Annotated in this window: 18 protein-coding genes; 14 read left to right on the top strand and 4 right to left on the bottom strand. The window is 32.5% G+C overall.

Annotated elements, in window-relative coordinates:
• Positions 1–3: 3 nt before the first annotated feature.
• From AC2D6T_RS06740 to rhaT, 6 genes are all read left to right on the top strand, one after another.
• Positions 4–1233 (top strand): enolase C-terminal domain-like protein, encoded by a 1230-nt coding sequence (locus AC2D6T_RS06740; RefSeq protein ID WP_484680933.1) that lies wholly within the window; start codon positions 4–6, stop codon positions 1231–1233.
• A gap of 32 nt (positions 1234–1265) precedes the next feature.
• Positions 1266–2720 carry a sulfatase gene (locus AC2D6T_RS06735; protein ID WP_484680932.1) on the top strand — a complete coding sequence of 485 codons (1455 nt, stop codon included), beginning with the start codon at positions 1266–1268 and terminating at the stop codon, positions 2718–2720.
• Positions 2721–2734: 14 nt separating this feature from the next.
• Positions 2735–4147 carry a hypothetical protein gene (locus tag AC2D6T_RS06730; RefSeq protein ID WP_484680931.1) on the top strand — a complete coding sequence of 471 codons (1413 nt, stop codon included), beginning with the start codon at positions 2735–2737 and terminating at the stop codon, positions 4145–4147.
• Between the two features lie 107 nt (positions 4148–4254).
• Positions 4255–5688 carry an arylsulfatase gene (locus AC2D6T_RS06725; protein ID WP_484680930.1) on the top strand — a complete coding sequence of 478 codons (1434 nt, stop codon included), beginning with the start codon at positions 4255–4257 and terminating at the stop codon, positions 5686–5688.
• 34 nt (positions 5689–5722) lie between these two features.
• Positions 5723–7126: a sulfatase gene (locus AC2D6T_RS06720; protein WP_484680929.1), complete on the top strand. Its 1404-nt coding sequence runs from the start codon at positions 5723–5725 to the stop codon at positions 7124–7126.
• 26 nt (positions 7127–7152) lie between these two features.
• Positions 7153–8205 carry an L-rhamnose/proton symporter RhaT gene (gene rhaT / locus AC2D6T_RS06715; protein WP_484680928.1) on the top strand — a complete coding sequence of 351 codons (1053 nt, stop codon included), beginning with the start codon at positions 7153–7155 and terminating at the stop codon, positions 8203–8205.
• Positions 8206–8237: 32 nt separating this feature from the next.
• Here rhaT and AC2D6T_RS06710 read toward each other — a convergent pair whose 3' ends face one another.
• Together AC2D6T_RS06710 and yiaK are read right to left on the bottom strand one after the other, a co-directional pair.
• A complete protein-coding gene (locus AC2D6T_RS06710; RefSeq protein WP_484680927.1) occupies positions 8238–9149 on the bottom strand; it encodes a sugar phosphate isomerase/epimerase family protein in 912 nt (303 codons plus the stop codon).
• 6 nt (positions 9150–9155) lie between these two features.
• Positions 9156–10169 (bottom strand): 3-dehydro-L-gulonate 2-dehydrogenase, encoded by a 1014-nt coding sequence (yiaK, locus tag AC2D6T_RS06705; protein WP_484680926.1) that lies wholly within the window; start codon positions 10167–10169, stop codon positions 9156–9158.
• 225 nt (positions 10170–10394) lie between these two features.
• Between yiaK and AC2D6T_RS06700 the strand changes: the two genes are divergently transcribed.
• From AC2D6T_RS06700 to AC2D6T_RS06670, 7 genes are all read left to right on the top strand, one after another.
• The gene (locus AC2D6T_RS06700; RefSeq protein WP_484680925.1) at positions 10395–10658 is read left to right on the top strand and encodes a hypothetical protein; all 264 of its coding nucleotides are present in this window, start codon (positions 10395–10397) and stop codon (positions 10656–10658) included.
• The gene (locus AC2D6T_RS06695; protein WP_484680924.1) at positions 10639–13494 is read left to right on the top strand and encodes a glycosyl hydrolase; all 2856 of its coding nucleotides are present in this window, start codon (positions 10639–10641) and stop codon (positions 13492–13494) included. The genes AC2D6T_RS06700 and AC2D6T_RS06695 overlap by 20 nt, the downstream gene beginning before the upstream one ends.
• Positions 13495–13619: 125 nt before the next feature.
• Entirely contained in the window at positions 13620–15413 is a 1794-nt protein-coding gene (locus AC2D6T_RS06690; protein ID WP_484680923.1) for a T9SS type A sorting domain-containing protein, read from the top strand.
• A gap of 49 nt (positions 15414–15462) precedes the next feature.
• Positions 15463–18297 carry an alpha-L-rhamnosidase gene (locus tag AC2D6T_RS06685; RefSeq protein ID WP_484680922.1) on the top strand — a complete coding sequence of 945 codons (2835 nt, stop codon included), beginning with the start codon at positions 15463–15465 and terminating at the stop codon, positions 18295–18297.
• A 76-nt stretch (positions 18298–18373) separates the two neighbouring features.
• Entirely contained in the window at positions 18374–19315 is a 942-nt protein-coding gene (locus tag AC2D6T_RS06680) for a T9SS type A sorting domain-containing protein (protein ID WP_298947381.1), read from the top strand.
• A 24-nt stretch (positions 19316–19339) separates the two neighbouring features.
• Complete coding sequence (locus AC2D6T_RS06675) at positions 19340–20929, top strand: sulfatase (RefSeq protein ID WP_484680921.1); 1590 nt, start codon at positions 19340–19342, stop codon at positions 20927–20929.
• A gap of 4 nt (positions 20930–20933) precedes the next feature.
• Complete coding sequence (locus AC2D6T_RS06670) at positions 20934–21686, top strand: 3-keto-disaccharide hydrolase (protein ID WP_484680920.1); 753 nt, start codon at positions 20934–20936, stop codon at positions 21684–21686.
• Positions 21687–21690: 4 nt separating this feature from the next.
• Here the strand turns inward: AC2D6T_RS06670 and AC2D6T_RS06665 are convergent, their stop codons facing one another.
• Positions 21691–22575, bottom strand: coding sequence for a hypothetical protein (locus tag AC2D6T_RS06665; protein WP_484680919.1), 885 nt, complete (start codon positions 22573–22575; stop codon positions 21691–21693).
• 185 nt (positions 22576–22760) lie between these two features.
• Between AC2D6T_RS06665 and AC2D6T_RS06660 the strand changes: the two genes are divergently transcribed.
• Entirely contained in the window at positions 22761–24479 is a 1719-nt protein-coding gene (locus AC2D6T_RS06660; RefSeq protein WP_484680918.1) for a sulfatase family protein, read from the top strand.
• A 46-nt stretch (positions 24480–24525) separates the two neighbouring features.
• Here AC2D6T_RS06660 and AC2D6T_RS06655 read toward each other — a convergent pair.
• Positions 24526–24764, bottom strand: a 239-nt coding sequence (locus tag AC2D6T_RS06655; protein ID WP_484680917.1) for a transposase, incomplete at its 5' end; no start/stop codon positions are given.

Raw genomic sequence — 24764 nt, 5'->3', positions numbered from 1 at the left:
ATTATGAAAACAAACAGACGTGATTTTATAAAAAGTATGTCAGCATTAGGTATTGTTGGTGCTACATATCCTCTTTTATCTGCTTGTGCAAGTAAAAATGGAAATGAATATTTAAACGAAAAGATTACAAAAATCGAAATATTTCGATACGATATTAACATACCTCGTTATTTTTCATGGGGAACTTGGCACAACCGTCAGCATTTATTTATAAAAATATCTGCAGGAGATTTTTATGGTTGGACAGAAACACCTGCATCCAAAAATAATCCAGATTTTAAACCAACGGCTTGGGTTAAATATCTAGAACAATTTAAAGGATTAACCTTAGGTGAAGCACAAAAATTATTAGCATCAGAACAAGTATTGGGTTCTAAACGCTCTCTAAAAATGCTAGAGTCTTTAGATATGGCGCTTTTAGATGTATTAGGTCGATTACAAAACAAATCTGCTGTTGAATTATTAGGTTTAACAGGAACAAATCCAGTTCCAGGGTTGTATTGCATACTAGACAAAGACGAGAAAAAAGTTAGAGAAGAGGCTGAAAAAAGTATCGAACAGAATCTAGCGCATCATATGAAGTTTAAAATGTATGGTGATGAAAAAGTGGATATGAAGTTACTTAAAACCATTAGAGATGTTTTGGGCGATGAATCTGTAGTAATTTCAGATGTGAATAAAGGCTATAAAAAGTGGAAATCTTTAGACGAATTAAAAGGGATTTTAGATCGTTTTAGTGCAAATGGACTAAATGCAATAGAAGATCCTGCACATTTAAAACCAAAGCAATGGATACAATTACAAGAAATGGTGGGTGATTTAAACTTGATTCCAGATGCGCCTATGCGTCCTGCTTGGAAAGGCATCAACACAATACAAAAAGGAATGGGACACATTTATAATCTGCATCCCTCTACAATGGGAAGTTTAACCCACACAGCAAAATTAGCGCATAAAGTAAAGGAAATAGATGCAAAAGTAATGATAGGTGATGATAGTTTGGTGGGTCCAGCTTGTTCTGCGTGGCAACAAATAGCAATAGGCGTTGGAGCCACTTGGGTAGAAGCGATTGAGAAAAAAGAAGATTCTAAAAACTATTTAGAATGTTTGCAAAGCGCAGCTACTAAAAAGGAACCCAATGGATATTATTCCTTTAAATCAGCACCTGGTTTTGGACTAGAAATAGATACAGACCGTTTGAAAAAAGTAAGTGAATTGTATATAGAAGTTTAACATAAATACAAATTTTTAAAAGAATATTGAAAATGATAAAAAATATAATGATGAACCTTAAAAAGACAATACCGTTAATTTGTGCGGCGTTATCTTTTTTTATGATAACGAGTTGTCAAAAAGAACAAATTGTTCAAAAGCCAAATGTACTACTTATTTGTGTGGATGACCTTCGTCCAGAATTGAAGAGCTTTGGAGCAGACTATATAAGTTCACCAAACATAGATGCTTTTGCAGCAAAAGGGGTGGCCTTTCAAAATCATTTTGTAAACGCCCCAAGTTGTGGTCCATCTCGATATACGCTTTTAACAGGACAATATGGGCATTATGGAAATAACGCACTTTTTCTTAGAGCAAAGAAAATAAAAAATGGCAAAGAAGAAATAAAACAAAGTATGCCAGAGTGGTTTAAAGCACATGGTTATACAACGGTTTCAGTCGGGAAAGTATCTCATCACCCTGGAGGAAGAGGTGGTAAAAATTGGAATGATAGTACAAAAATTGAAATGCCAAATGCATGGGATAGACATTTGATGCCAGTTGCGGAATGGCAACATCCGCGTGGGATGATGCACGGATTAGCTAATGGAGAGATTCGGGTAACAAGAGGCGGCATGGACGTTTTTCAGACAGTAGAAGGAGACGACAACATTTATCCAGATGGAGCAATTACAGATGAAGCCGTGAAACAACTAGGAGCACTTGCCAGTAATAAAGAAAAACCATTTTTTCTTACTGTTGGAATTATTAAACCCCACTTACCCTTCGGTGCGCCTAAAACTTACTATGACAGGTATGAAGGCGTTAAACTGCCAGCAATAAATCACCCTCAAAAACCAGAAGGAAAAACAACATGGCATGGCTCTGGTGAGTTTATGGGATATAACCGTTGGGGTAAAAACCCCAATAAAGATGTAGCTTTTGCGGATGAAGTGCGCCGTCATTATGCCGCTTGTGTGAGTTATGCAGATGCACAAATAGGTAAAGTTTTAGCCGAACTGAAAAGAACAGGTGCGGATAAGAATACCATTGTGGTGCTTTGGGGCGACCACGGTTGGCACTTGGGAGAGCACGCCGTTTGGGGGAAACATAGTTTGTTTGAAGAGTCCTTGCATTCTCCTCTAGTCATTCACTACCCTGGGATGGAACAGTCAGGAGCTAATACGGATGCTGTCGTTGAAACCCTTGATATTTTCCCGACTTTATGTGATTTAACAGGTATTGAAAAGCCAAATTATATCCAAGGAAAATCGCTTAAAGATATATTGGTTAATCCGAATACCGATGGTCATACAGCTATATCATACATAAATAAAGCTTCAACTATCAGAACTTCAACGCATAGAATGACATTACATCAGGATGGATTTGTAGAATTATATGATCACACAACAACAGAAAAGGAAACCAAGAATATAGCAGAAGAACACCCAGAATTAGTTAAAGAGTTAAAGGTGAAGTTAAGAACTAGGTTAAATCTAAAATAAAAATAAATAAAATAATGATAAAAGTAGGATTATTTGGAATAGGTTTAGATACCTATTGGCCACAATTTGAAGAACTATTAGAACGTTTAGAAGGTTATCAACAACAAATTGCTACTAAAATGGAAAGTTTTGGCGCTGAGGTTGTAAATGTTGGTTTAGTAGATTCTCCTCTAGTTGCTAGAGAAAAAGCGGAGGTACTTAAAAAAGAAGATGTAGATATCTTGTTTTTATACATCTCAACCTATGCCTTGTCATCAACAGTATTACCTGTTGTACAAAAAGTAAAATGCCCTGTGGTTATTTTAAACATACAACCAGTTGCAGCCATAGATTATGACAGTTTTAATGCGCTGGGAGATCGTGGTAAAATGACAGGAGAGTGGTTGGCACATTGTCAAGCTTGTTCTGTACCAGAATTTGCGAATGTATTTAATCGTGCAGGAATTGATTATGAATTTGTTACAGGATATTTGGGAGAACAAGTCGTTTGGGACGACATTCAGGATTGGATTGATGCCACCAAAGTTGCATCTATAATGCAAAATAACAGATTAGGTGTTTTAGGGCATTATTATGCAGGAATGCTAGATGTATATTCCGATTTAACCAAACAATCTGCTGCTTTTGGAACTCACATAGAAATTGTTGAAATGTGTGAAGTAAAAAAATATAGAGATGGGGTTACACAAGCAGAGGTTAATGAAAAAATAAAAGAGTTTAATAACACATTTGAAGTGATTGATGCTTGTGAAGAATCCGAATTAATTCGCGCAGCAAAAACATCAATAGCTTTAGATAAATTGGTTGAAAATCACGATTTAGGGTCTTTAGCCTATTATTACGAAGGCGAAACAGCTAACGAATATGAAAATATTGTGACTTCTGTGATTGCAGGAAATACCTTACTAACAGGTAAAAATGTACCAGTTGCAGGAGAGTATGAAGTAAAGAATGCGCAAGCCATGAAAATTATGGATGCTTTTGGTGTTGGTGGTTCTTTTTCTGAATTTTATGCGATGGATTTTAATGATGATATTGTCATGTTAGGACATGATGGGCCTGCACATTTTGCCATTGCAGAAGGAAATGTACAATTGGTACCTTTACCCGTTTATCACGGAAAACCAGGAAAGGGATTGTCCATTCAAATGACTGTAAAACATGGTCCAGTAACGCTATTATCAGTTGTAGAAGGAAAAGATGATGTGTTTTTATTGGTTGCTGAAGGTGAATCTGTAGAAGGGCCTGTATTGCAAATAGGGAATACCAATAGCCGCTATCGTTTTTCAATAGGCGCACGTGCTTTTATGAACGAATGGTCTAAGCAAGGGCCATCACATCATTGTGCCATTGGTGTTGGGCATATTGCCAATAAAATAGATAAATTAGGTAATATTTTAAATTTACGAGTGGTACGTATTTGTTAATTAATTTGGAACAGGATTTTACAGGATAATAAAAAGTTTAAAAAAGTGTTAATTTGGAATTCTAAAACTAAAAGCGCTAATCAACTAAAAAACAATAAAAATTTAGAATGAAAATAATTGAAACAATTTATGTAATTCCTTTGATTTTTTTGATGTTGTTAGTTTCTAGCTGTAAAAATGAAACAGTAAATAAAAAGATCAAAGTAGTAAAAAAACCAAACATCATTTTTATCCTAGCAGATGATTTAGGCTATGGCGATGTGGGCTTTAATGGACAAGATAAAATAAAAACCCCAAACATTGATAAACTAGCAGAAAACGGAATGATTTTTACCAATCATTACACAGGCTCTTCGGTTTGTGGGCCTTCAAGAGCAGTATTAATGACGGGTAAACATACGGGACACAGCACAGTTAGAGGCAATCCAAGATGGACAGCAAGTGGTACTCCTGTAGATATTAATGCAGAAGATGTAACTGTAGCAGAAGAATTGAAACGAGCAGGTTATACCACAGGAATTGTTGGTAAATGGGGCTTAGCAGAAAATTTGAAAGATGGCGTACCTAATAAACAAGGTTTTGATTATTTCTACGGCTTCAATCAACACTCCCCAGCACACCACTATTACCCGAAAAGTATATTTGAAAATGAGAAGAGAATTACCTTAAAAGGAAATAATCCTCAAACAAAAGAAGGACAACACATTCATTATTTAATGACTGAAAAAGCAACTGAATTTGTCGATAAAAATCATAAAAAACCTTTCTTTTTGTATTTGTCTTATACAATTCCGCATTTTGAATTAACAATTCTTGAAAAAGAAAAAGAGCAATACAAGAATTTAGGTTGGCCAAAACGAAAGATGAAACCTGGGCATTATCGGCATGATGAAGATGGACATATTACTTATGCAGCAATGGTGTCTACTATGGATAGAGATATTGGAAATCTTTTAAAACGGCTAGAAAATCTAGGTGTAGCCGATAACACTTTAATTGTTTTTACGAGTGATAATGGGCACGAATATGACGATTTAAAAAATGAGTTTTTTAACAGTAATGGCGATTTTCAAGGGCATAAACGCGATTTGTATGAAGGTGGTATTCACACCCCATTTATAGCCTATTGGCCGAATAAAATTAAAGCTGGTTCAACAACTAGTCATATTTCTGCGTTTTGGGATTTTTTACCTACGGCATGTGCATTGGCAGGTGTAAAACCTTCTGATACAATTGATGGTGTTTCGTATGCGCCAACACTTTTAGGAAATGAGAGTCAACAACAAAAACACGAGTATTTGTATTGGGAGTTTAATGAAAGACAAGGGCCCATACAAGCGGTAAGACAAAACAATTGGAAAGCTGTGAAGTTCGATAATGAAGCTATTGAACTTTACGATTTAAATAAAGATATTGGTGAACAAAACAATATTGCAGAACAATACCCAGAAAAAGCTAAAGAACTATTGTATTTAATCAATAATTCTAGAACTGACCATTCGGAATTTCCTTTGGTAAAGAAAACGTTAAAGAAAAAATAAGTTTATCTTTCATTTATAAATCTAAAAATCAAGTATGAAATTACAATTATTAATTGCAACTGTTGCGCTTTTATCAATAAGTTCTTGTAAGAATCAATTTAACAAAAAAGAATATGCTAAGCCCAACATTATTATCATAAACGTTGATGATATGGGATGGAAAGATGTTGGTTTTATGGGTAGTGAATATTACGAAACACCAAACATAGATTATTTATCGAGCTTAGGTATGGTGTTCACCAATGGATATGCATCAGCTTCAAATTGTGCACCTAGTAGAGCTTGTTTAATGACAGGTCAATGGACACCACGTCATGGCATTTACACCGTTAGTCCGTCAACACGCGGAAAATCTGAAGACAGAAAATTGATTCCAACAAAAAACACACATACACTCGCCAAAAAACATACTATTTTGCCAAAGGTATTGCATGATAACGGCTACGTGACTTGTCAGGCAGGAAAGTGGCATTTAAGCAATAATCCTTTAGAATATGGATTTGATGTAAATATTGGAGGTGGTCATAATGGACTGCCTAAAAGTTATAAGCCACCGTATAAAAATGTAACAATTAAGGGTGGTTCTGATAAGTATCTTACGGATGCCATAATGGAAAAAGCCATACATTTTGTGGATACCGTACAAAAACCGTTCTATCTTAATTATTCGCCATACGCAGTTCATGTCCCTATAATGCCAGTAGATAGTATTTTACCTAAATATGAAAATAAATCGCCTTGGAATGGTCAGGGGAATCCGGAATATGCTTCTATGGTTGATAATTTAGATAGAAACATAGGGTTACTTATCGATAAACTAAAGGAAAAGCATTTTTTTGATAATACGTTGATTGTTTTTACTTCAGATAATGGTGGTTTGTATGGCATAACCAAACAAAAACCATTGCGTGCAGGAAAAGGAAGTTATTATGAAGGTGGTATTAGAGAACCATTTTTCTTTGTCTTAAACGATAAAATTAAACCAAATTCTAAGAGCGATGTGCCTATAACAAACCTAGATGTCTTTCCAACAATTTTAGGATATGCAGGAGTGAAAAATACAAGTCTAATTTTGGATGGAAATAATCTATCTTCTATTTTAGAAGGAAAAGAGGAAAAATTGGAACGCCCTTTGTTTTGGCATTTTCCTATTTATTTACAAGCCTATAATGTAAATGATAACGAAAACAGGGATTCTTTATTTAGAACACGTCCTGGTTCTGTTATACGAAAAGGCGATTGGAAACTTCATTATTATTTTGAAGATGATGGTGTTGAGTTATATAATTTATCTGAAGATATTGGAGAAAAAAATAATCTTTCAGAATCGAATCCAGAAAAGAAAGCGGAGTTATTAAAAATATTGAAAAAATGGTGGAAATACACGAATGCACCTATTCCAAAAACTAAAAATCTAGAGTACATCAATAAGATCTAATACTAATTTATATTAAAAAAAAAATTATGCAAGCAATTTTAGGAGTTTTATTTCATTCATTAGGCGGCGTAGCAGCAGGTAGTTTTTACATGCCATACAACAAAGTAAAAGGTTGGTCTTGGGAAACCTATTGGATGGTAGGTGGAGTTATGTCTTGGTTAATAGTGCCACCAATTGCAGCTTATTTAACAGTACCAGGTTTTGTAGATATTATTGCATCAAGCTCCAATACAATTTTAGGCTTTACCTTTTTAATGGGCTTACTTTGGGGTATAGGTGGGTTGTCTTATGGTTTAGGGGTTCGTTATTTAGGTATGTCTTTGGGAAACTCTGTAGTTTTAGGTTTTTGTGCTGCTTTTGGGGCAATTGTTCCATCCATTTATTATAATTTTAATCCTCAAGAAGGTAAAACTTCATTTACAGAAATGTTAAGTACTTCTGGAGGACAGGTAGTTTTACTAGGAGTTTTAGTTTGCCTTCTAGGGATTGCGCTTTGTGGGAAAGCAGGAATGTTAAAAGAAAAAGAATTATCAGAAGAAGAAAAGAAAAAGAGTGTATCTGAATTCAATTTGGTAAAAGGATTAATTGTTGCAATTTTATCAGGGATTTTAAGTTCCTTTTTTAGCTTTGGTATAGAAGCAGGAAAACCATTAGCAGATGCAGCTGTTGCAGCAGGATATGATCATTTGTTTGCTAACAATGTTACTTTTGTGGTAATTCTTTGGGGTGGTTTAGCTACTAATTTAGTATGGACTACCATTTTGAGTATCAAAAATAAATCTTACAAAGACTTTACAAATAAAAGTACACCAATCCGTAATAATATTTTGTTCTCTGCACTAGCAGGAACCATTTGGTTTTTACAATTTTTCTTTTACGGAATGGGAGAAAGTAAATTAGGAAATGGAGCCAGTTCTTGGATTTTACATATGTCTACTATTATTTTAACTGCCAATCTCTGGGGAATTTATCGAAAAGAATGGCAAGGTGTAACCAAAAAAACAAAATGGACCATAACATCAGGAATTGTTGTGATTATTTTATCCGTTGTTTTGGTGGGTACTGGTAATTCAATTTAAATTACCACATAAAATATGTTTGTTTAACTTTTCTAAATTTTGTTAAATTCCCTTTTAAAATCATAAACCATCTCTTTAATAATTTCTTTTGGATTTCCATCCGATAGACTCTCAAAAGAGACGTAACCACGAAAGTCATGTCGCTTTATCATTGACACCATTTTTGACATGTCAGTTCGTTTTTTTTCTTGATTGTGATATACATGTTCTTTGATAAACCAATAATTAGCATAAGGTGCCAATTTTTCAGCTTCTGCATACGGATCATTTGTAGTTCTTAATCCAGAAATATCTAATATAAGACCAAACCATTCAGAGCTAACTTTCTCTAGTATTTCGATTACTTCATCGGCTTTAAATAAGAACTCATTATGGTTTTGTAGTCCAACAATAACGCCTGTTTGCTCACCATATTTAGCACAAAGTTTGTATTCTTCAATAAGCCATGCTTTTACTTGTTCTTTTGAGTATCCGTCAGGTAAATTTCTACCAGTGAAAACTCGTAGAATAGAAGAGCCAATCATAGATGAAATATCTAGCCAATTTTTAATCATTTCTCTATCATTTTTTCTAGATTCTACATTTGCGGTTACAAAATTGTTCCTCACACCTGTCCACGAGATATTTAACCCAAGTTCTAAAGCTCTTTTCTTTAAAGCAAAAATTTCAGTTTTTTTCGGTAGACGTGGATAAGAAGAAAAATAATAGGCGGTTAAGTCAACAGCATTTAGGCCAATTTCTGAGGCAAATTCCATCATATCAAATAAATTCATTTTGCCACTTCGAAATTCGTCATTAAAAGAATAAGCATTAACACTGTACTGTATTCGTTGTGCAATAGGTTCTATTGAATCTTTAGTAGCTGCAGTCAAAATTGTAGGTGCTACAAAAAGCGCTGGAGTGAATGCTAGCTTACGAAGCGCGTCTCTTCTATTCGTATTCATTATATTTTATTTGTTTAATAAATCAATTATTTTTTTCCATATTTCTTCACTTACCTTCATCCCTTCTTTTTCGTTCTTAATCTTATTTATAAGTGATCGTTCACCAGGATAATAAGTCTTTCCATTTGGTTGAGTAGGAGTAACATCTCGAGTATAAGCAATGATTTCTTCAGTAAGTTTTTCTTGAAGTTCATTATCATTATAAGTATTAGGGTTAATACATAGGTAAATTTGAGACACCCCATATTCATGTGGTTCTAATCCAAGTTTGTAAGTTGATTTTCCTGCTGAAAGTAGCGTAGCGAGTATGTCTAAAACCATAGAGAGTGCAGAACCTTTCCAATAACCTATGGGTAGTCCACTTTTAGTGGTCAAAATTTCTTTAGGGTTTCTTGTGAGGTTACCATTGGTATCCCATCCTCCATCAAAAGGCAAGGATTGATTATTCAATTTATATTCGTTCATTTTTCCAAAAGAAAATTGACTCATAGCCATATCAAGTACTATGTGTCCTTTTTTTCTAGGTATAGCAATCACTAAAGGATTGTTTCCAAGTCTTGCTTCTTTGCCACCCCATGCAGGCATGTTAGGTTCTGTGTTTGTAAAAAGAATACCTATACAGTTTTGTTTTGCCATCATCCAACCATAATAGCCAGCTCGCATCCAATGATTGGTATTTCTTAGAGCCACTAATCCCATTCCGTTTTCTTTAGCAATCTCAATAGCGCGATTGGTACATTTCATAGCGTTTATAACCCCAGAACCTAGTTTACCATCCCATCGTTCAATACAGCCAAAACTATCTGCTTTTTCAGGTTCAATATCTTTATTGATTAATCCTAGTTTCAATTGTTCAATGAAAAAAGGGACCCTATTAATGCCATGAGAATTTACCCCATGTAAAGTATTTTCTGTATGCACTTCTGCCAATAGTTTGGCCCTTTTGTCATTAAAACCATACTTGCTAAAGAGTGAAGCAAGTGTATCATTCATTTCTTTACTTTGGATAGTTTTGGTCATGTATTCTTTTTTATATTTTGCTTCAATTTTTATGAGTCAAAAAGATATAATATTTGCGGTTACAATTCTTAGTGGTTAGCCTTGGGCTATTTGCTTGAAGGTCAAAAGTAATGTAAATTCTTTTTAATAAAAATTTAAAAAAAGAATAACAGGACATCACAGGATGTTAATTTTATGAATAAATATTAGTTTCGAGAAAATATATTCAAAAATAAATTATAGATAATGAAAAATTTAAACTTCTTAATAAAGTTTTTATTTCTTTTATTAAGTTTTACTCTTGTCACCATTACACAAGGTCAAGTAAAATTATCTACAGACTTTACGAGTGAAAGTGATAAAAAACTTCCTATTCATAATGTTTGGAATGTTGCCAATAGAATTAGTCCAAGAAATGGATCTAATATTCGTCCAGGATTAAAGATGAATATTGTTAGAATGGTTGGAGGAATTAATAAAACTAAAAATAATGCTCATATCCAAATGTAAAAATACAGTCATTATCTCAATCATGATGGTTGCTATATTTAGTTTTAATAATTGTAAAGGCATTAATAGTAGTAAGCAAAAAAAAGAAATATTATTTAGCAAATTCCAAAATCCGCCAGCAGAAGCAAGACCTTTTGTACGTTGGTGGTGGAATGGGAATAAAATAAAAACAAAAGAACTTGATAGACAATTAGAATCGCTAAAGTATGGTGGCTTTGGTGGTGTAGAAATTAACCCTATTGCGATGCCACTAGCATTTGATAAAAGTGAGAAATCACTAGTTTGGATGAGTGATGAATGGGTAGATATGGTTGTGCATGCAGCAAAAAAAGCGAAAGATTTGGGGATGATTACAGATATTATTGCTGGAACAGGTTGGCCATTTGGAGGCGAGTTTTTAAAAGACGAAGAAACGAGTCAGCGAATGGTAACTGATAAAATTTTGTATGGCTCAAATGCAATTATTGAAGTTGATGAAGATTATCTAATCAACTTGTACAAAAAAAAATACCGTAAATCTCGATCACAAAGACATATCAGTAAAAGAACAACGTATACGCTTGCTAATTTAGCGTTAGTTCCAGTAAATTGTAATGATGAAGATGAAATTATTAACCTTTCTAGATTCTTAGATAAAAACAAAAAATTAAATTATAAAATTGAAAAATCTGGTAATTATTATTTGAGTTATACGTTAATTCAACAAAATTTTAGAGAGGTTACTTTAGGCGCTCCAGGAGGTGCAGGCGCTGTAATGGATCATTATAAAAAAGAAATGACTTTGGCTTATTTAAGCAGATTAAAGAAAATTTCTGAACGTTCTGGGATTTCTTTAAATCAATTAATAAGAGCTATTTTTTGTGACAGTATTGAAGTTTCTGGTGCTAATTGGACAGATGGTTTTGAGACACTTTTTTACAATGCTTATGGCTATCAATTAAAAGAATGGATGCCTTTTGTTTTTTATTCAGCCAAAGGGAATTATGCTAATGATGATTATGCAAACAGTTTTTCATCAGACTTTAAAGAGAAATTAAAGCGTGTTCGTTACGATTACAATAAGCTTTTGGTAGAGGTTTTCTTAAAAAACTTTACCCAAACCTATAAAGATTTTTGTGAGGCTAATGGAGTCTTGTGTAGATATCAAGCTTACGGAACACCATTTTTAATGGGAATATTAGATGGTTATATGATACCAGATATACCAGAAAGTAATAACTGGATTTACTCTGCAGAAATGAAAGATTCTTTGTGGCAATGGAATCAAAATCATGGGTATATGACTTGGAACCTATATACTTCTGCTGGAGGACATTTAATGAATAAAAAGATTATAAGTTCAGAAGTAATGACCAATACACGTGGTGTTTTTAAAACCACTTTAGAAGAAATTAAGCAGCATGATGATATGAATTTTATCACTGGAATTAATCATTCAATTTTACACGGTTATAATTATTCGCCAAAATCAGCACCATTTCCAGGGTGGATTCGTTATGGAGCCTATTTTAGTGAGCAAAATACCTGGTGGAAACACATAGATAGTTGGGTAGATTACAATGCAAGATTGTCTGCTGTCTTTCAAAATTCTCAAGCAGATAAATCGATTGCCATTATTGGGCCAACTGCTGATATTTGGGGAGACAAAGGTTTGGCAAGAGAACCTTTTCATATGGAACCAAAATATTTGCATAAAATCTGGGAACCTATCAGTCAATTAGGCTATTCTTGTGAATATATCAATCAGAATGTGTTAGTCAAAGCTGAGATTAAAAATGGTGAAATTGCTTTTGGAAAAATGCGTTACAAATTATTGGTTTTAGCCAGTTTAAAATCCATTCATCCAGAAACCGCTATTGCCATTCAGAAATTTGTGGCTTCAGGAGGTAAAGTTGTTGTGATTGATGAGCTTCCAAAAAAATCATTGCACTTTAAAGATTCAGATAAAAACGATACAAAGGTTAAAGAAATCATGGAGAATCTTTTGGCTAAAAACCCAAATGCATTTATCCAAGTTAATCAGCCAAAATCTTTAGAAAATATAATGACTTGGTCAAAACATTTTCTTGAGAAATCTGCAATTGCTCCAGATGTAGTGATAAGTAATCCTTCTAAAAAAGTGTATCAAATTCATCAATATACGAAAGAGAAAGAATTGTATTTTTTTACAAATGTTCATAAATTTGATACTGCAAAATTTAAGGCTGATTTTCCTGTAAAAGGGAAATATCCATATGTCTGGAATCCAGAAACTGGAGAGAGAGAATCATTTTATTATACTAAAAATGCAAACGAGTTAGAAATTTCTTTAGATCCTTTGGAATCTTTATTGTTAGTTTTTGAAGATGAAAAACCCATAGAAAAGCCTTTAAATAAAATAACTAACATTCAATCTTCAACAGAAATTACTGGTACTTGGAATGTTTCAGGAGCTAGAGTTGATGGAAAGATCTTTACTTGGCAAATGGAAAAATTGATTGATTTTAGTCAATCAGAAGACAAAGCACAAAGTTCTTTTGGAGGAGAAATTAGTTACACAATAACCCTAAATAATGATGGTGATTATAACCACTTAGATTTAGGAAATGTAAATGGAGGAATTACAGAATTGTATATAAATGATGTGAAAATTGGTAAGCGTTGGTATGGAAAAGCAATTTATGAAATTGAAAACCATCTAAAAAAAGGAGAAAATAAAATAGAAATTAAATACACTACAGTATTGGCCAATTATTGTAAATCACTCAACAATCCTTTAACGAATAGATGGACTAGAAATTACAAAGATTTAGCGCCAACAGGATTAGAAGGTCCTGTAAAACTTTTAAGTTATTGATAGTCTTTATACAACAATAATAGTTTCAAGTATAATTTTAAAGTTTCAGATTGATAGAACCTTAATTAAAATTAACTTTTTTGAAGGACTGTGCAGGATACTGCTCTTAGAAAATAATAATATTTTTGAGTAACTATAAGTTAAATATTATAGAAATGTTGAAGAAATTACTTTGTTTTTGCTTTACCCTACTACTCACTGTATCTGTATTTTCTCAAGAGTATCCATTTAATTTGCCTACCAATATGGAAGCAACAATTAATATAACATCTTCGAAGACAGAAGTGTTTAATAATCTATTACTGGGTACAAATACACATCATTTTTCAACTGCAAAAGAAAAAGACTTAATAAATAAATTAAAACCAATAACCATAAGATTTCCTCACGGTTTATGGGCAAATTGGTACGATTGGAGAAGAGATGTTACTAGACTTTTTGGAGAAGAATCTTTTCAATACGAACAAGGCGTAAATAAAACGATTAAAACAAAAAAACCTGATTTATTAGCCAATATAAAGATATTTGATGCTAATGATATTAAAGTGGGTATTAATGGGCTTACTAGTTTAAATGCAACAAGAAAATCTCAAACAGGTAAAGGGTTTGATATGATGTGGACATTTAATATGAGTGCAGATGGTACTGATTTTAATAATGAAAGTCCAGAAACTATAGCAAGGTATAATGATTTGATTTCTAGAGGATTTGAGGTGAAAGTTATAGAATTAGGGAATGAAAATTTTTATCCTGGACAAAGAAGCTCAATAATACCAAATGCTGAAGATTATATTGCTAGGGCAAAATCGATGTCTGCAGCTTTAAAAGATAAAGATCCCAACATAAGAGTTTCTGTACCTTTATTAAGAAGAGATAGTTGGGCAAACCCTAACTGGAATAAAGATTTAACGGAAGATCTTACGTATTTTGATGCAGTTACAGTACATACTTATGTAGGTTCAGATCCTGATGATTCAAATAATAGTGATGAAGCTTATAGTACTGCACTTACAGCTAGAAAACATTTAGGAAATTCAATTTATAATTATGCACATAAAGTGGCACCTAATAAACCAATCTGGTTAACAGAATGGGGCGTAAAATCTGGTGGTCCAAATGCAGTTTCTGTTTTAGGGATGGCAGATTGTTATATTTTTATGAGTCAAAATCAAGATATTTTTGAGCGCGCAAACTGGTTTAGTGTAAATGGGCAATTAAACTCTCATTACGTTTGGGAAACCTATATTTCTCCTAGTGGTAAAGAGCGGCCAAGAATTAAGTATCCTTTAGAAAAAACATTATTTGGTTCAGCTTATGAAATCATTCGTTTGGCTCTGGAAAACACCACATTAATAGACAGCGACGTAGAAGTATCAAATTTAGTAGATGGTGTAAAAGCTGTTAACGCAAGAGTTGTAACAAAAAATGATAAGATTTCCGTTTTCGTTGTAAACCTTAGTAATCAATATGTGCCTTTCAATATAAATGTAGATGGAGAGGAATATACTGATGTATCAATTCACAAAGCGATTGCATTTAATAAAATAGATGAAGAAAGAGTTATGGGTATTGATGTAGATCCGTTGACTTTAATTAATCAAGGAAGTGAAGGAATTACTTTGCCTAAACTTTCTATAAATATTATTGAATTAACTAGTGCTACATTATCCACTTCAGAGATAGTACAGGAAGAACTAATTAGTGTTTTTCCTAATCCGTCTAAAGGTGTGTTTACTATCAAAATAAATAGTAGAGAGAAGGCACAATACAGAATTTATTCAATGAACGGAGTGGAAGTTCAAAAAGGTAATTTTATATCAGAAAAACAAGTGCGTTTTGAGAATACACAAAAAGGCATTTACATATTACAATTAGAGAGTGAACAAGGGATTTCTAATCATAAAATTATAGTAAAATAAAATAAAGTATATTAAATTTTAAAACCATAACCTGAAAATTTAAACATAAATGATGTTAAAAAAACAAACGTTTTATTCCATAATTCTTTTAGCTATTCTTTTAGTTTCTTGCAAACAAGTTTCTACATCTAGTAGCTCAATAACTTTTGAGAAATTATTGGTAAACACCAAACAAAATCCATCAACAATAGAAAGTAAACAACCTTTATTTTCTTGGACTGTTGATGCAAAAGGTTTCAATAAATCGCAATCTGCATATCAAATTTTAGTAGCATCATCAAAAGAAAAATTAAATGAAACTGATGCAGATGTTTGGAATTCAAACAAGGTAGAAAGTAACAAATCTGCATTTGTAAAATACCAAGGCCAAGATTTAAAAGCAATGCAAAACTATTTCTGGAAAGTGAAGATTTGGGATGAAAATGGAGAAGCTACAAAATGGTCTGCTGTTCAACAATTTGAAATGGGATTAATCTCTAAAAAAAACTGGGGAGATGCTAAATGGATTACTTTAAATAAAGACACCAGAACTTCGCCTTATCAATATAGAGATTACAAAACAGGTAGAATGAGAAATCAGCCAGCAAAAAAGGTAAATGGTTTTGCTGCTAGTTATTTTAGAAAGGAATTGGCAATTGATAAAAAAGTAGAAAATGCCCAAGTTTATATCTGTGGATTAGGATACTATGAGTTGTATTTAAATGGAGAAAAAGTAGGCGATCATGTATTAGATCCTGCACCTTCCAATTATGATAAACAAGCGTATTATGTAAATTATGATATTACAAAACAAGTAAAATCGGGTAAAAATGCATTCGGAATTATTTTAGGAAATGGTTTTTATGCACAAGATATTTCATGGAAAAGAGATCCAGAATCTGAAAGAGATATGGCTTATGGCCCACCAACTGTAAAATGTTTGGTAAAATTAAAATATACAGATGGCTCCACAAAAGATTTTTATACGGATGAAAATTGGAAAGAATCCACAGGACCCATCGTATTCAACAATATTTATGGAGGAGATACATATGACGCACGTTACGAAATAGGAAAATGGAACACTGTTGGTTATGATGATACTTCTTGGGGAAATGCAAAAATTGCATCACCAAAATTGAGAAACATAAGTGCCAGTCAAATTCCGCCAATTAAAAAACTACAAGAGTTTGCTCCTCAAAAAGTTTTTAAAGGAGCAGATGGTGCGTGGATTGTAGATTTTGGTCAGAATATTGCAGGTTGGGTAAAATTAAACGTAAAAGGAAAAAAAGGACAATTAATTAATATAATTACTACAGAAGCCTTATTAACCAATGGAAAAGATATTCACAAAGGTTCTACAGGTGGTGGTGCAAACGGAATGCCACAGATTTACAAATACATTTGTAAAGGAGAAGGTGTTGAATCTTGGGAACCTAAATTTAGTTACCATGGTTTTCGATATGCAAAAATTACAGGAATTTCTAGAAAACCAGACGCAGATATGATTAAAGCAGTTTTGGTAGCTACAGATATTCAAGAAACAGGAAGTTTTACATCTTCTGATGAATTGCTAAATAAAATGCATAGCATTAGTAAATGGACAATTGTAGACAATGTACATGGTATTCCAGAAGATTGTCCCCACAGAGAAAAATGTGGTTGGTTAGGTGATGCACATGCGTTTTGCGAATATGCATTGTACAATTATGACATGTACGATTTCTATAAAAAATATATGGAAGACATCAAAACACAAATGAGGCCAACAAAAGGTCATAACAATCCAGAATTGAAGTTTCAAGTACCTACAATGATTGCTCCAGGTAAAAGAACATCAACCTATGCAAAAATAGATTGGGGAGTTGCAACCATGTATTTGCCTTGGTACAATTATAAGTTTTATGGTGATGATGAAATCGTAAAAGACTATTACGAACCAATGAAGGGATTGACCGATTTTTACCTAAATTTTAAAGGAGAAAACGGAATTATGCAAGATGGAATGGGAGATTGGTGTCCACCACTTTGGGATAGAAGAAGAAACCCAAGTGCAATGGAATGTGATCCAATTATTTCTGCAAATGCTTATTTTTATGATGTTTTAGGCGTAATGGAAACTTTTGCAAAAATGAATAATGATGCTGCTTATGGAGCAAAAATGAAACAAGAAAAAGAAGCGTTAAAAACAGCATTCAATAAAGAGTTTTTAGTTAATATTCCAAATACAAAACACAAATGGTATCAAAGTCAGACTGCAACTGTACAAGCTTTACAATTTGGTATGGTTCCAGAAGAGGAAATAGAAACTGTTGTTAATGGATTAGCTTATAATATTGTAGAAGTTCGAGGAGGTCATCATAATACAGGTATTCATGGTAATAGATACATTTACACAGTTTTGTCTAAGTATGGTAAAGCAGATTTGGCCTATCAAATTTTAACTACACCAGATTTTCCTAGTCAGACTTATGTAATGAATTCAGGGTTTACCACATGGCCAGAACGTCAGTTTATTTGGGAAAAAATGGAAGGACCAAGCAACTCTTTAAATCACCCTATGCACAGTGGTTTTGCTGCATATTTCTTTGAGTCTTTAGGAGGAATTAAATCTTCGATGGAAGCTCCAGGCTTTAAAATGTTTACGGTAAATCCAGAATTTCCTAGTCAAGTTATCAATACAACTGTTTCTGTGCCTTCACCTTATGGGGATATTAAAAATAGTTGGAGATCAGAAAGTGGTCTTTTAACAATGAATCTTGAAGTACCTTTTAATACAAAGGCTAAAATCATTTTAAACAAAAAAGAATTTGAAAGTTTAAAAATAAACGATGCTTCTTTTGATGATAAAGATGAAGTAGTTTTAGGTTCTGGAAAGTATAAAATTGAATATAAAAAATCATAAAAATAAATTCAATACACAACAGGATACTTTGTAATTATAGTTCAATTAATTTTGTATTAATCATAAAAATAAAGTAGTGAAAAATAAAGTTTTACTTTTTATATTATCAGTCGTTACAATACAAATATTCTCGCAAACCGCTAGTTGTGATGGATCATTACCATTTGAAGAAAAAAATGGTGTTATAACTATAGAAATGGAATCTGGAATTATAAATGATGATAGGTGGAAAATTGCTACAGAAACTTTTGAAGGTGAAGAAGTAACGTATTTGCATTGGACAGGTGCTGAATCTTTTAGTAAACTTTCTGGTGCGCCAATTACTTATAAAATTAAAATAAATAATCCAGGAACATACAGGTTTGCTTGGAGAATGAGAGTTGGTAAAGGTACTAGTAAAGGAGAACACAATGATGCTTGGTTAAAAATAGATGGAGAAGATTTTTATGGAATTAAAAATGGTGCAAAAGTATATCCAAAACCTTATTGTAATTCAAGTAATGAATTAACTTGTGCAGCAGGAACTTCTACTCAGAATTTTATAAAAGCTTTTGGGAATCGTTTAGATTATGGTTTTGTAACCAATACAAACGATCATGTTGCACATAGAGTTTGGGTTGTTTTTGAAGCAAAAGAATATACTATTACAGTAGACGCAAGATCGTCTTATTTATTTATAGATAAAATGGTATTAAAAAGAAGTACGGTTTCAGATAGTGTTGCTTTTAATTTATCAAATCCAGAATCTACATGTTATGATGCTTCGTTATCTACAAACAATATTATTAAGCAAGAGGTTAGTATTTATCCAAACCCAACAAATGGGAAAATAGAAATTAAAAATCTACCAGAAAATTCAAAATTAATTATTACTGATATTTTAGGAGCTAGAGTTCGTCAGATAAATGTAAAATCAACATCACAAACTATTGATATTAGTAATTTAAAAAAAGGTGTATATTTTATCTCTAACAACGACAAAAAAAATCATTTTGTTAGAAAGATTATTAAAATTTAATTCTTCACAAATAATAATTCAGCATTGAAGAAAATAGTATTTTTTTTTGGACTATTATTTATAGTATGTTTTTCTAGTTGTAATTCAGAAAAAGATAAGTTAAATCTAAAGAAACCAAATGTACTTTTTATTTTGGTTGATGATTTAGGTTATCATGATTTAGGTATTACAGGTAGCACATTTTATGAAACTCCAAATATAGACAAACTAGTAGAACAATCTGTTTGGTTTAAAAAAGGATATGCTTCAAGTAGAGTTTGTAGCCCTTCAAGAGCAAGTATTTTAACAGGTAAATTTACAGCTCGTCATGGAATCACAGATTGGATTGGTGCCAAAGTTGGTAAAGATTGGAGAACAAGAAATAGACACGACAAATTACTACCTGCAGATTATGTAAGAGCTCTTCCAAAGCAAGATATAACCATTGCTGAAGCATTTAAAAATAAAGGATATGCTACTTTTTTTGCAGGTAAATGGCATTTAGGAGATAAAGGTTCGTATCCAGAAGACCATGGTTTTGATATTAACAAAGGAGGGTTTCATAGAGGTGGCCCTTCAGGTGGATTTTTTGCGCCTTTTAGAAATCCAAAATTAAAAGATAAGAAAGAAGGAGAGAATTTAACCTTACGTTTAGCTAATGAAACAGCAAGTTTTATAAAGCAAAATAAAGAGAAACCATTTTTTGCATATCTTTCTTTTTATGCTGTCCATTCGCCTATACAAACTACAGAAACCAAATGGAAAAAGTATAGAGATAAAGCAGATAGTTTGGGAGTTGCAAAATCTGGTTATAAAATAGAGCGTGTTTTACCAATTAGGCAAGTTCAAGATAATCCCATTTATGGTGGTTTAGTTGAAACGATGGATGATGCTGTGGGTATTGTTTTAAAAGCGTTAAAGGATAATGGTTTAGATAAAAATACCATTGTAATTTTTACCTCTGATAATGGTGGTGTGGCTTCTGGCGATAATTATTCTACCAGTAATTTACCTCTAAGAGGAGGTAAAGGGTATCAATGGGAAGGTGGTATTAGAGAACCTTTTTTTATAAAAGTACCTTGGTTGAAAACAAAAGAACTAGCATCAGATTTTCCTGTAATTCATACCGATTTTTATCCTACGTTATTAGATTTAGCAGGTGTTCCCTTACAACCAGAACAACATATAGATGGCATTAGTTTAAAACCTATTTTAGAAGGTAAACACATCAATTTAGAGAGACCATTATATTGGCATTATCCACATTATGGCAATCAAGGAGGAGAACCTTCTTCTATCATTCAACAAAATGGCTGGAAATTAATACATTATTGGGAAGATAATAGAGAGGAATTATTCAAATTACCCTCTACAGAAAAAGACGAATTAAACGTAATTACAAAACATCCAAAAATTGCTCAAAAATTAAGCAATCAACTAAGATCTTGGTTACATGAAGTTGGTGCAAAATATCCTAAAAAGGATATAGAATTTGATAGTATTAAACGTCAAAAAAGACTAATAAACATCAAAACTAAAAAGTTAGAGTCTTTAGAAAAAAACAGGTTAAAAGTATTATCTAAAGATTTTAAACCCAATGAGAATTGGTGGAAAAGTAAAATTACTAAAGACTAAAAAAATGAGACAAATAATTTACTTGGTAATATTTAATATTACCTTTTGTTTTTTTTCTTGCCAGAACCAAAAAAAAGATGATTTTACATCTATTTTTAATGGAAAAAACCAAGAAGGTTGGAGTGGAGATGAAACCTATTGGTCTGTAAAAGATGGTATTTTAATTGGAGAAGTTACTCCAGAAACCATTCTAAAAAGAAACTCTTTTATCATTTATGAAAAAGAACAACCTCAAAATTTTGAATTAAAATTAGAATACAGAATTTCAAAATCAGGCAATAGTGGAGTCAATTATAGGAGTGAAAAGATAAAAAATAAACCATTTGCTTTAAGAGGGTATCAGTCAGATATTGACGGGAAAAATAAATATACTGGTCAAAACTACGAAGAAAAAAAACGAACTACTTTAGCCTATATTGGCGAGAAAGTGATTATTGAAGCAATGCCAGATAGTATTCCACCAACCAATATCAGAAAAAATGTAAAAAGGAATTGTTGGCAAACAAGAACTATTGTGGCTACTTTAGGTGATAAAAAAACATTAAAAACATCTATAAAAAATGAGGATTGGAATACCATGCATATCATTGTAAATGGTAATCGTATGCAACATTTTGTTAACGGTGTTTTAATGAGTGATGTTACAGATTTAGATACCAAAAACAGAAGTAAAAAAGGCTTTATTGGTGTGCAAGTACATGTTGGCCCACCAATGAAAGTAGAGTACAAAAATATATTACTAAAAAAAATAAAATAGCAACTTACTTCTTTTTTTTCCTTTTTGGGCCTCTTTTAGGTTCAGGATTTAATTTTATAAAATCTAAAAGTATTTTTTTTACCACTTCAAGACCTCCAGCTTTTAAACCATTGTTAACGTTAGCACCAGTAATCCAATATAAAATCATACCAGCATCAGAACAATCCCATTTTCCTTTTTGAAATCGTACAACATTATCAACCTCAGCTAATTTACCTATTGTCCATAGTAGTTGAATTCTAGAATCAGCGTGATTTTTAGCCCAATCCCAGTCTGAAATAGGTAATTTTAAATTGATATTTTGATCTGGAATTCGCACTTCCTCAATACCAAAATCTAAAATCTGTTGCCAGGAATAAAAATCGCCAGCATTATCATTTGCAGGGTGATGTGTAATCACTTTTACAAATTTGTGTTTTTCTTTTGGTGTTTTTTGTAACGCCATTCCTATAATGTCAGGTTCACCCGCTTCAATTATCCATAAAGGGTTCTCTTTTGTAGAAGTATTTATTGCCCAACACAAATCGTTAATGGTTGCTTCTTTTTGCCAAACTGCATCAAAAAAAGTTAGGTGATTAAAAGCATCCCAACGTCTTGCTGTCATATCACAAGCAACTTGCATTAAATGATGACGTTCTTTTTCTGCTTTTTCAGAGATTCTATCATCTCTAACCAAATCGCAACTATGAGAATAATGTACCAATCTATCTTCTAAACCAGCAGCTTTAAGTAATGCAATAGTAATTGCTGTGCCTCCCAAATCATCTGGATCAGGTGAGTTTCCATCTGCAACTATGGCTATTCTTCCTTTTGGAGGGTTAATGGTTTGCGAAATACTTTGGTAAAAAGAAAATAATAGTAAAAATATAACGAGTACATTTTTTTTCATTTGATTATTTGTTTTGATATTCAAAAATAAAAATAAGACGATTTAACTAATTTGATACCCTGTGGTATCCTGCCAGAGAAAGTGTTTTTATAAACATTATCTTAACAATCGGTACAGTACAAGATACGTAAGTTTAAGTTAATATATATTTTGCAATAACTCACAATATCATAAATAAAGCGAATATGAAACAGTATATTTTTTTAATTTTAGTTATAATTCTTTTTGTCAGCAGTTGTAAACAAGAAAAAATAGCGCCTAAGAAACCTAATATATTGTGGTTGGTCACAGAAGATATGGGACATTACATCCCTTCTTTTGGAGATTCTACCATAGTTACTCCCCATTTAAGCAAATTAGCAAATGAAGGTGTAATTTATCCCAATTTATATTCTACATCTGGTGTTTGTGCTCCAAGTAGAGCTGCAATTGCAACTGGAATGTATCCATCTAGTATTGGTGCAAACCACATGCGTACTACTTCTTATAGTGAGGTAACTGGATTGCCTAAATATGGGGCAGTTCCTCCTCCAGAAGTAAAAATGATTAGTGAATTACTTCGAAAACAAGGGTATTATTGTACTAATAATTACAAAACAGATTATCAATTTAAACCTCCTGTTACTGCTTGGGATGAGAGTAGTCCTTATGCACATTGGAGAAATAGAGATAAAGACCAGCCATTTTTTGCTGTATTTAACTTTACTGAAACACATGAATCTGGTTTGTTTGAACCTTATGGATTTCGAGAAATTGAAACAAGACATTATCATGCTGGAGATAAATCGTACAATTGGAAAAACAAAGGAAAATCTCATGCTAAAAATAGAATGACAGAAGCAGAAACTCCTGTTCATATTCCAAAAGACACTAAATTTAAAGTGCCTCCATATTTACCAGATACTGATATTGTACAAAGAGATCTTTGGAAATTATACAACAATATTGCAGAAATGGACAGACAAGTTGGAGCGGTTTTAAAACAATTAGAAGAAGATGGGCTACTAGAAAATACTATAATTATGTTTTACGGTGATCATGGAGGGCCAATGCCTAGAGAAAAAAGACTGATTTATGATTCTGGTTTAAAAACCCCAATGATTGTACGTTTTCCAGGAAAAATACAAGCAGGAACAAAATTTAATCAATTGGTTAGTTTTGTAGATTTTGCACCAACATTACTTTCTCTAACGCATCAAAAACCGCCAGCATACATGCAAGGGCAAGCTTTTTTAGGAAAGTATCAATCAAAAAAACAAAGAAATTATATACATGCAGCAGCAGATCGATTTGATGGTTTTACAGATGCAATTAGAGCTGTAAAAGACAAGCAATTTAAATATATTAGAAATTATAGGCCAGAGCAAGGATATTATTTGCCAATAACGTACCGCGAAAAAATTCCGACAATGCAAGAATTAATAAGGTTAAAAGATAAGGGTAAATTAAATGATGTTCAGATGCAATGGTTTAGAGATAAAAAGCCAAAAGAAGAATTATTCGATTGTATAAATGATCCTTTTGAACTGAATAACTTAGCAGAAAAGCCTAAGTATAAAGGTAAATTAGCAGAATTAAGCAATGAAATGGATAGATGGCTTGCAGAAATTGGGGATGTACCTAACTTGCCAGAAAAAGAATTGGTAGCCAAACTTTGGGATGGAAAAAAAACAAAACCCAAAACAGCAAATCCAGTACCAGTTATAAAAAATGGTAAAATTGCAATTAGTTGCGATACAAAAGGAGCTTCTATAGGCTATAAAACAAACCCTAAAGCCAAGAGTTGGTCAGTTTATTCTGGGCCTTTTAAGATAAAATCTACAGAAATGCTAGTAGTTAAAGCACATAGAATTGGCTATGAGCCAAGTAAAGATGTAAAAGTTAAAATAACTATGTTAAAGTAGAATCAACTAAATTTTATCAATAAATAAAATATACCCGTTGTGCATTTTAAATAATGCTAATTTTAATATTATTAATATTCCTATCGAATATAAATTTATAGATGTACTGAACCGTTGTTAACGCTTTAATTTTTGATAATATTCTAGTTTTAAACCCTTGAAAAGTCTTTGCATAATTTCGTCTTATCATAAACTGATCGCAAAGTTGAGAAAATAATGTCTCTATCCTTTTTCTTTTTTTTCTAAAAACATAAGGCTGTTTTTTGTACTCTTTTTGATTACTTC

The organism is Polaribacter sp. YIW18 (genome assembly GCF_057219325.1).
The sequence above is the reverse complement of the archived record's forward strand: the minus strand, read 5'-3'. Positions and strand labels throughout refer to the sequence as shown.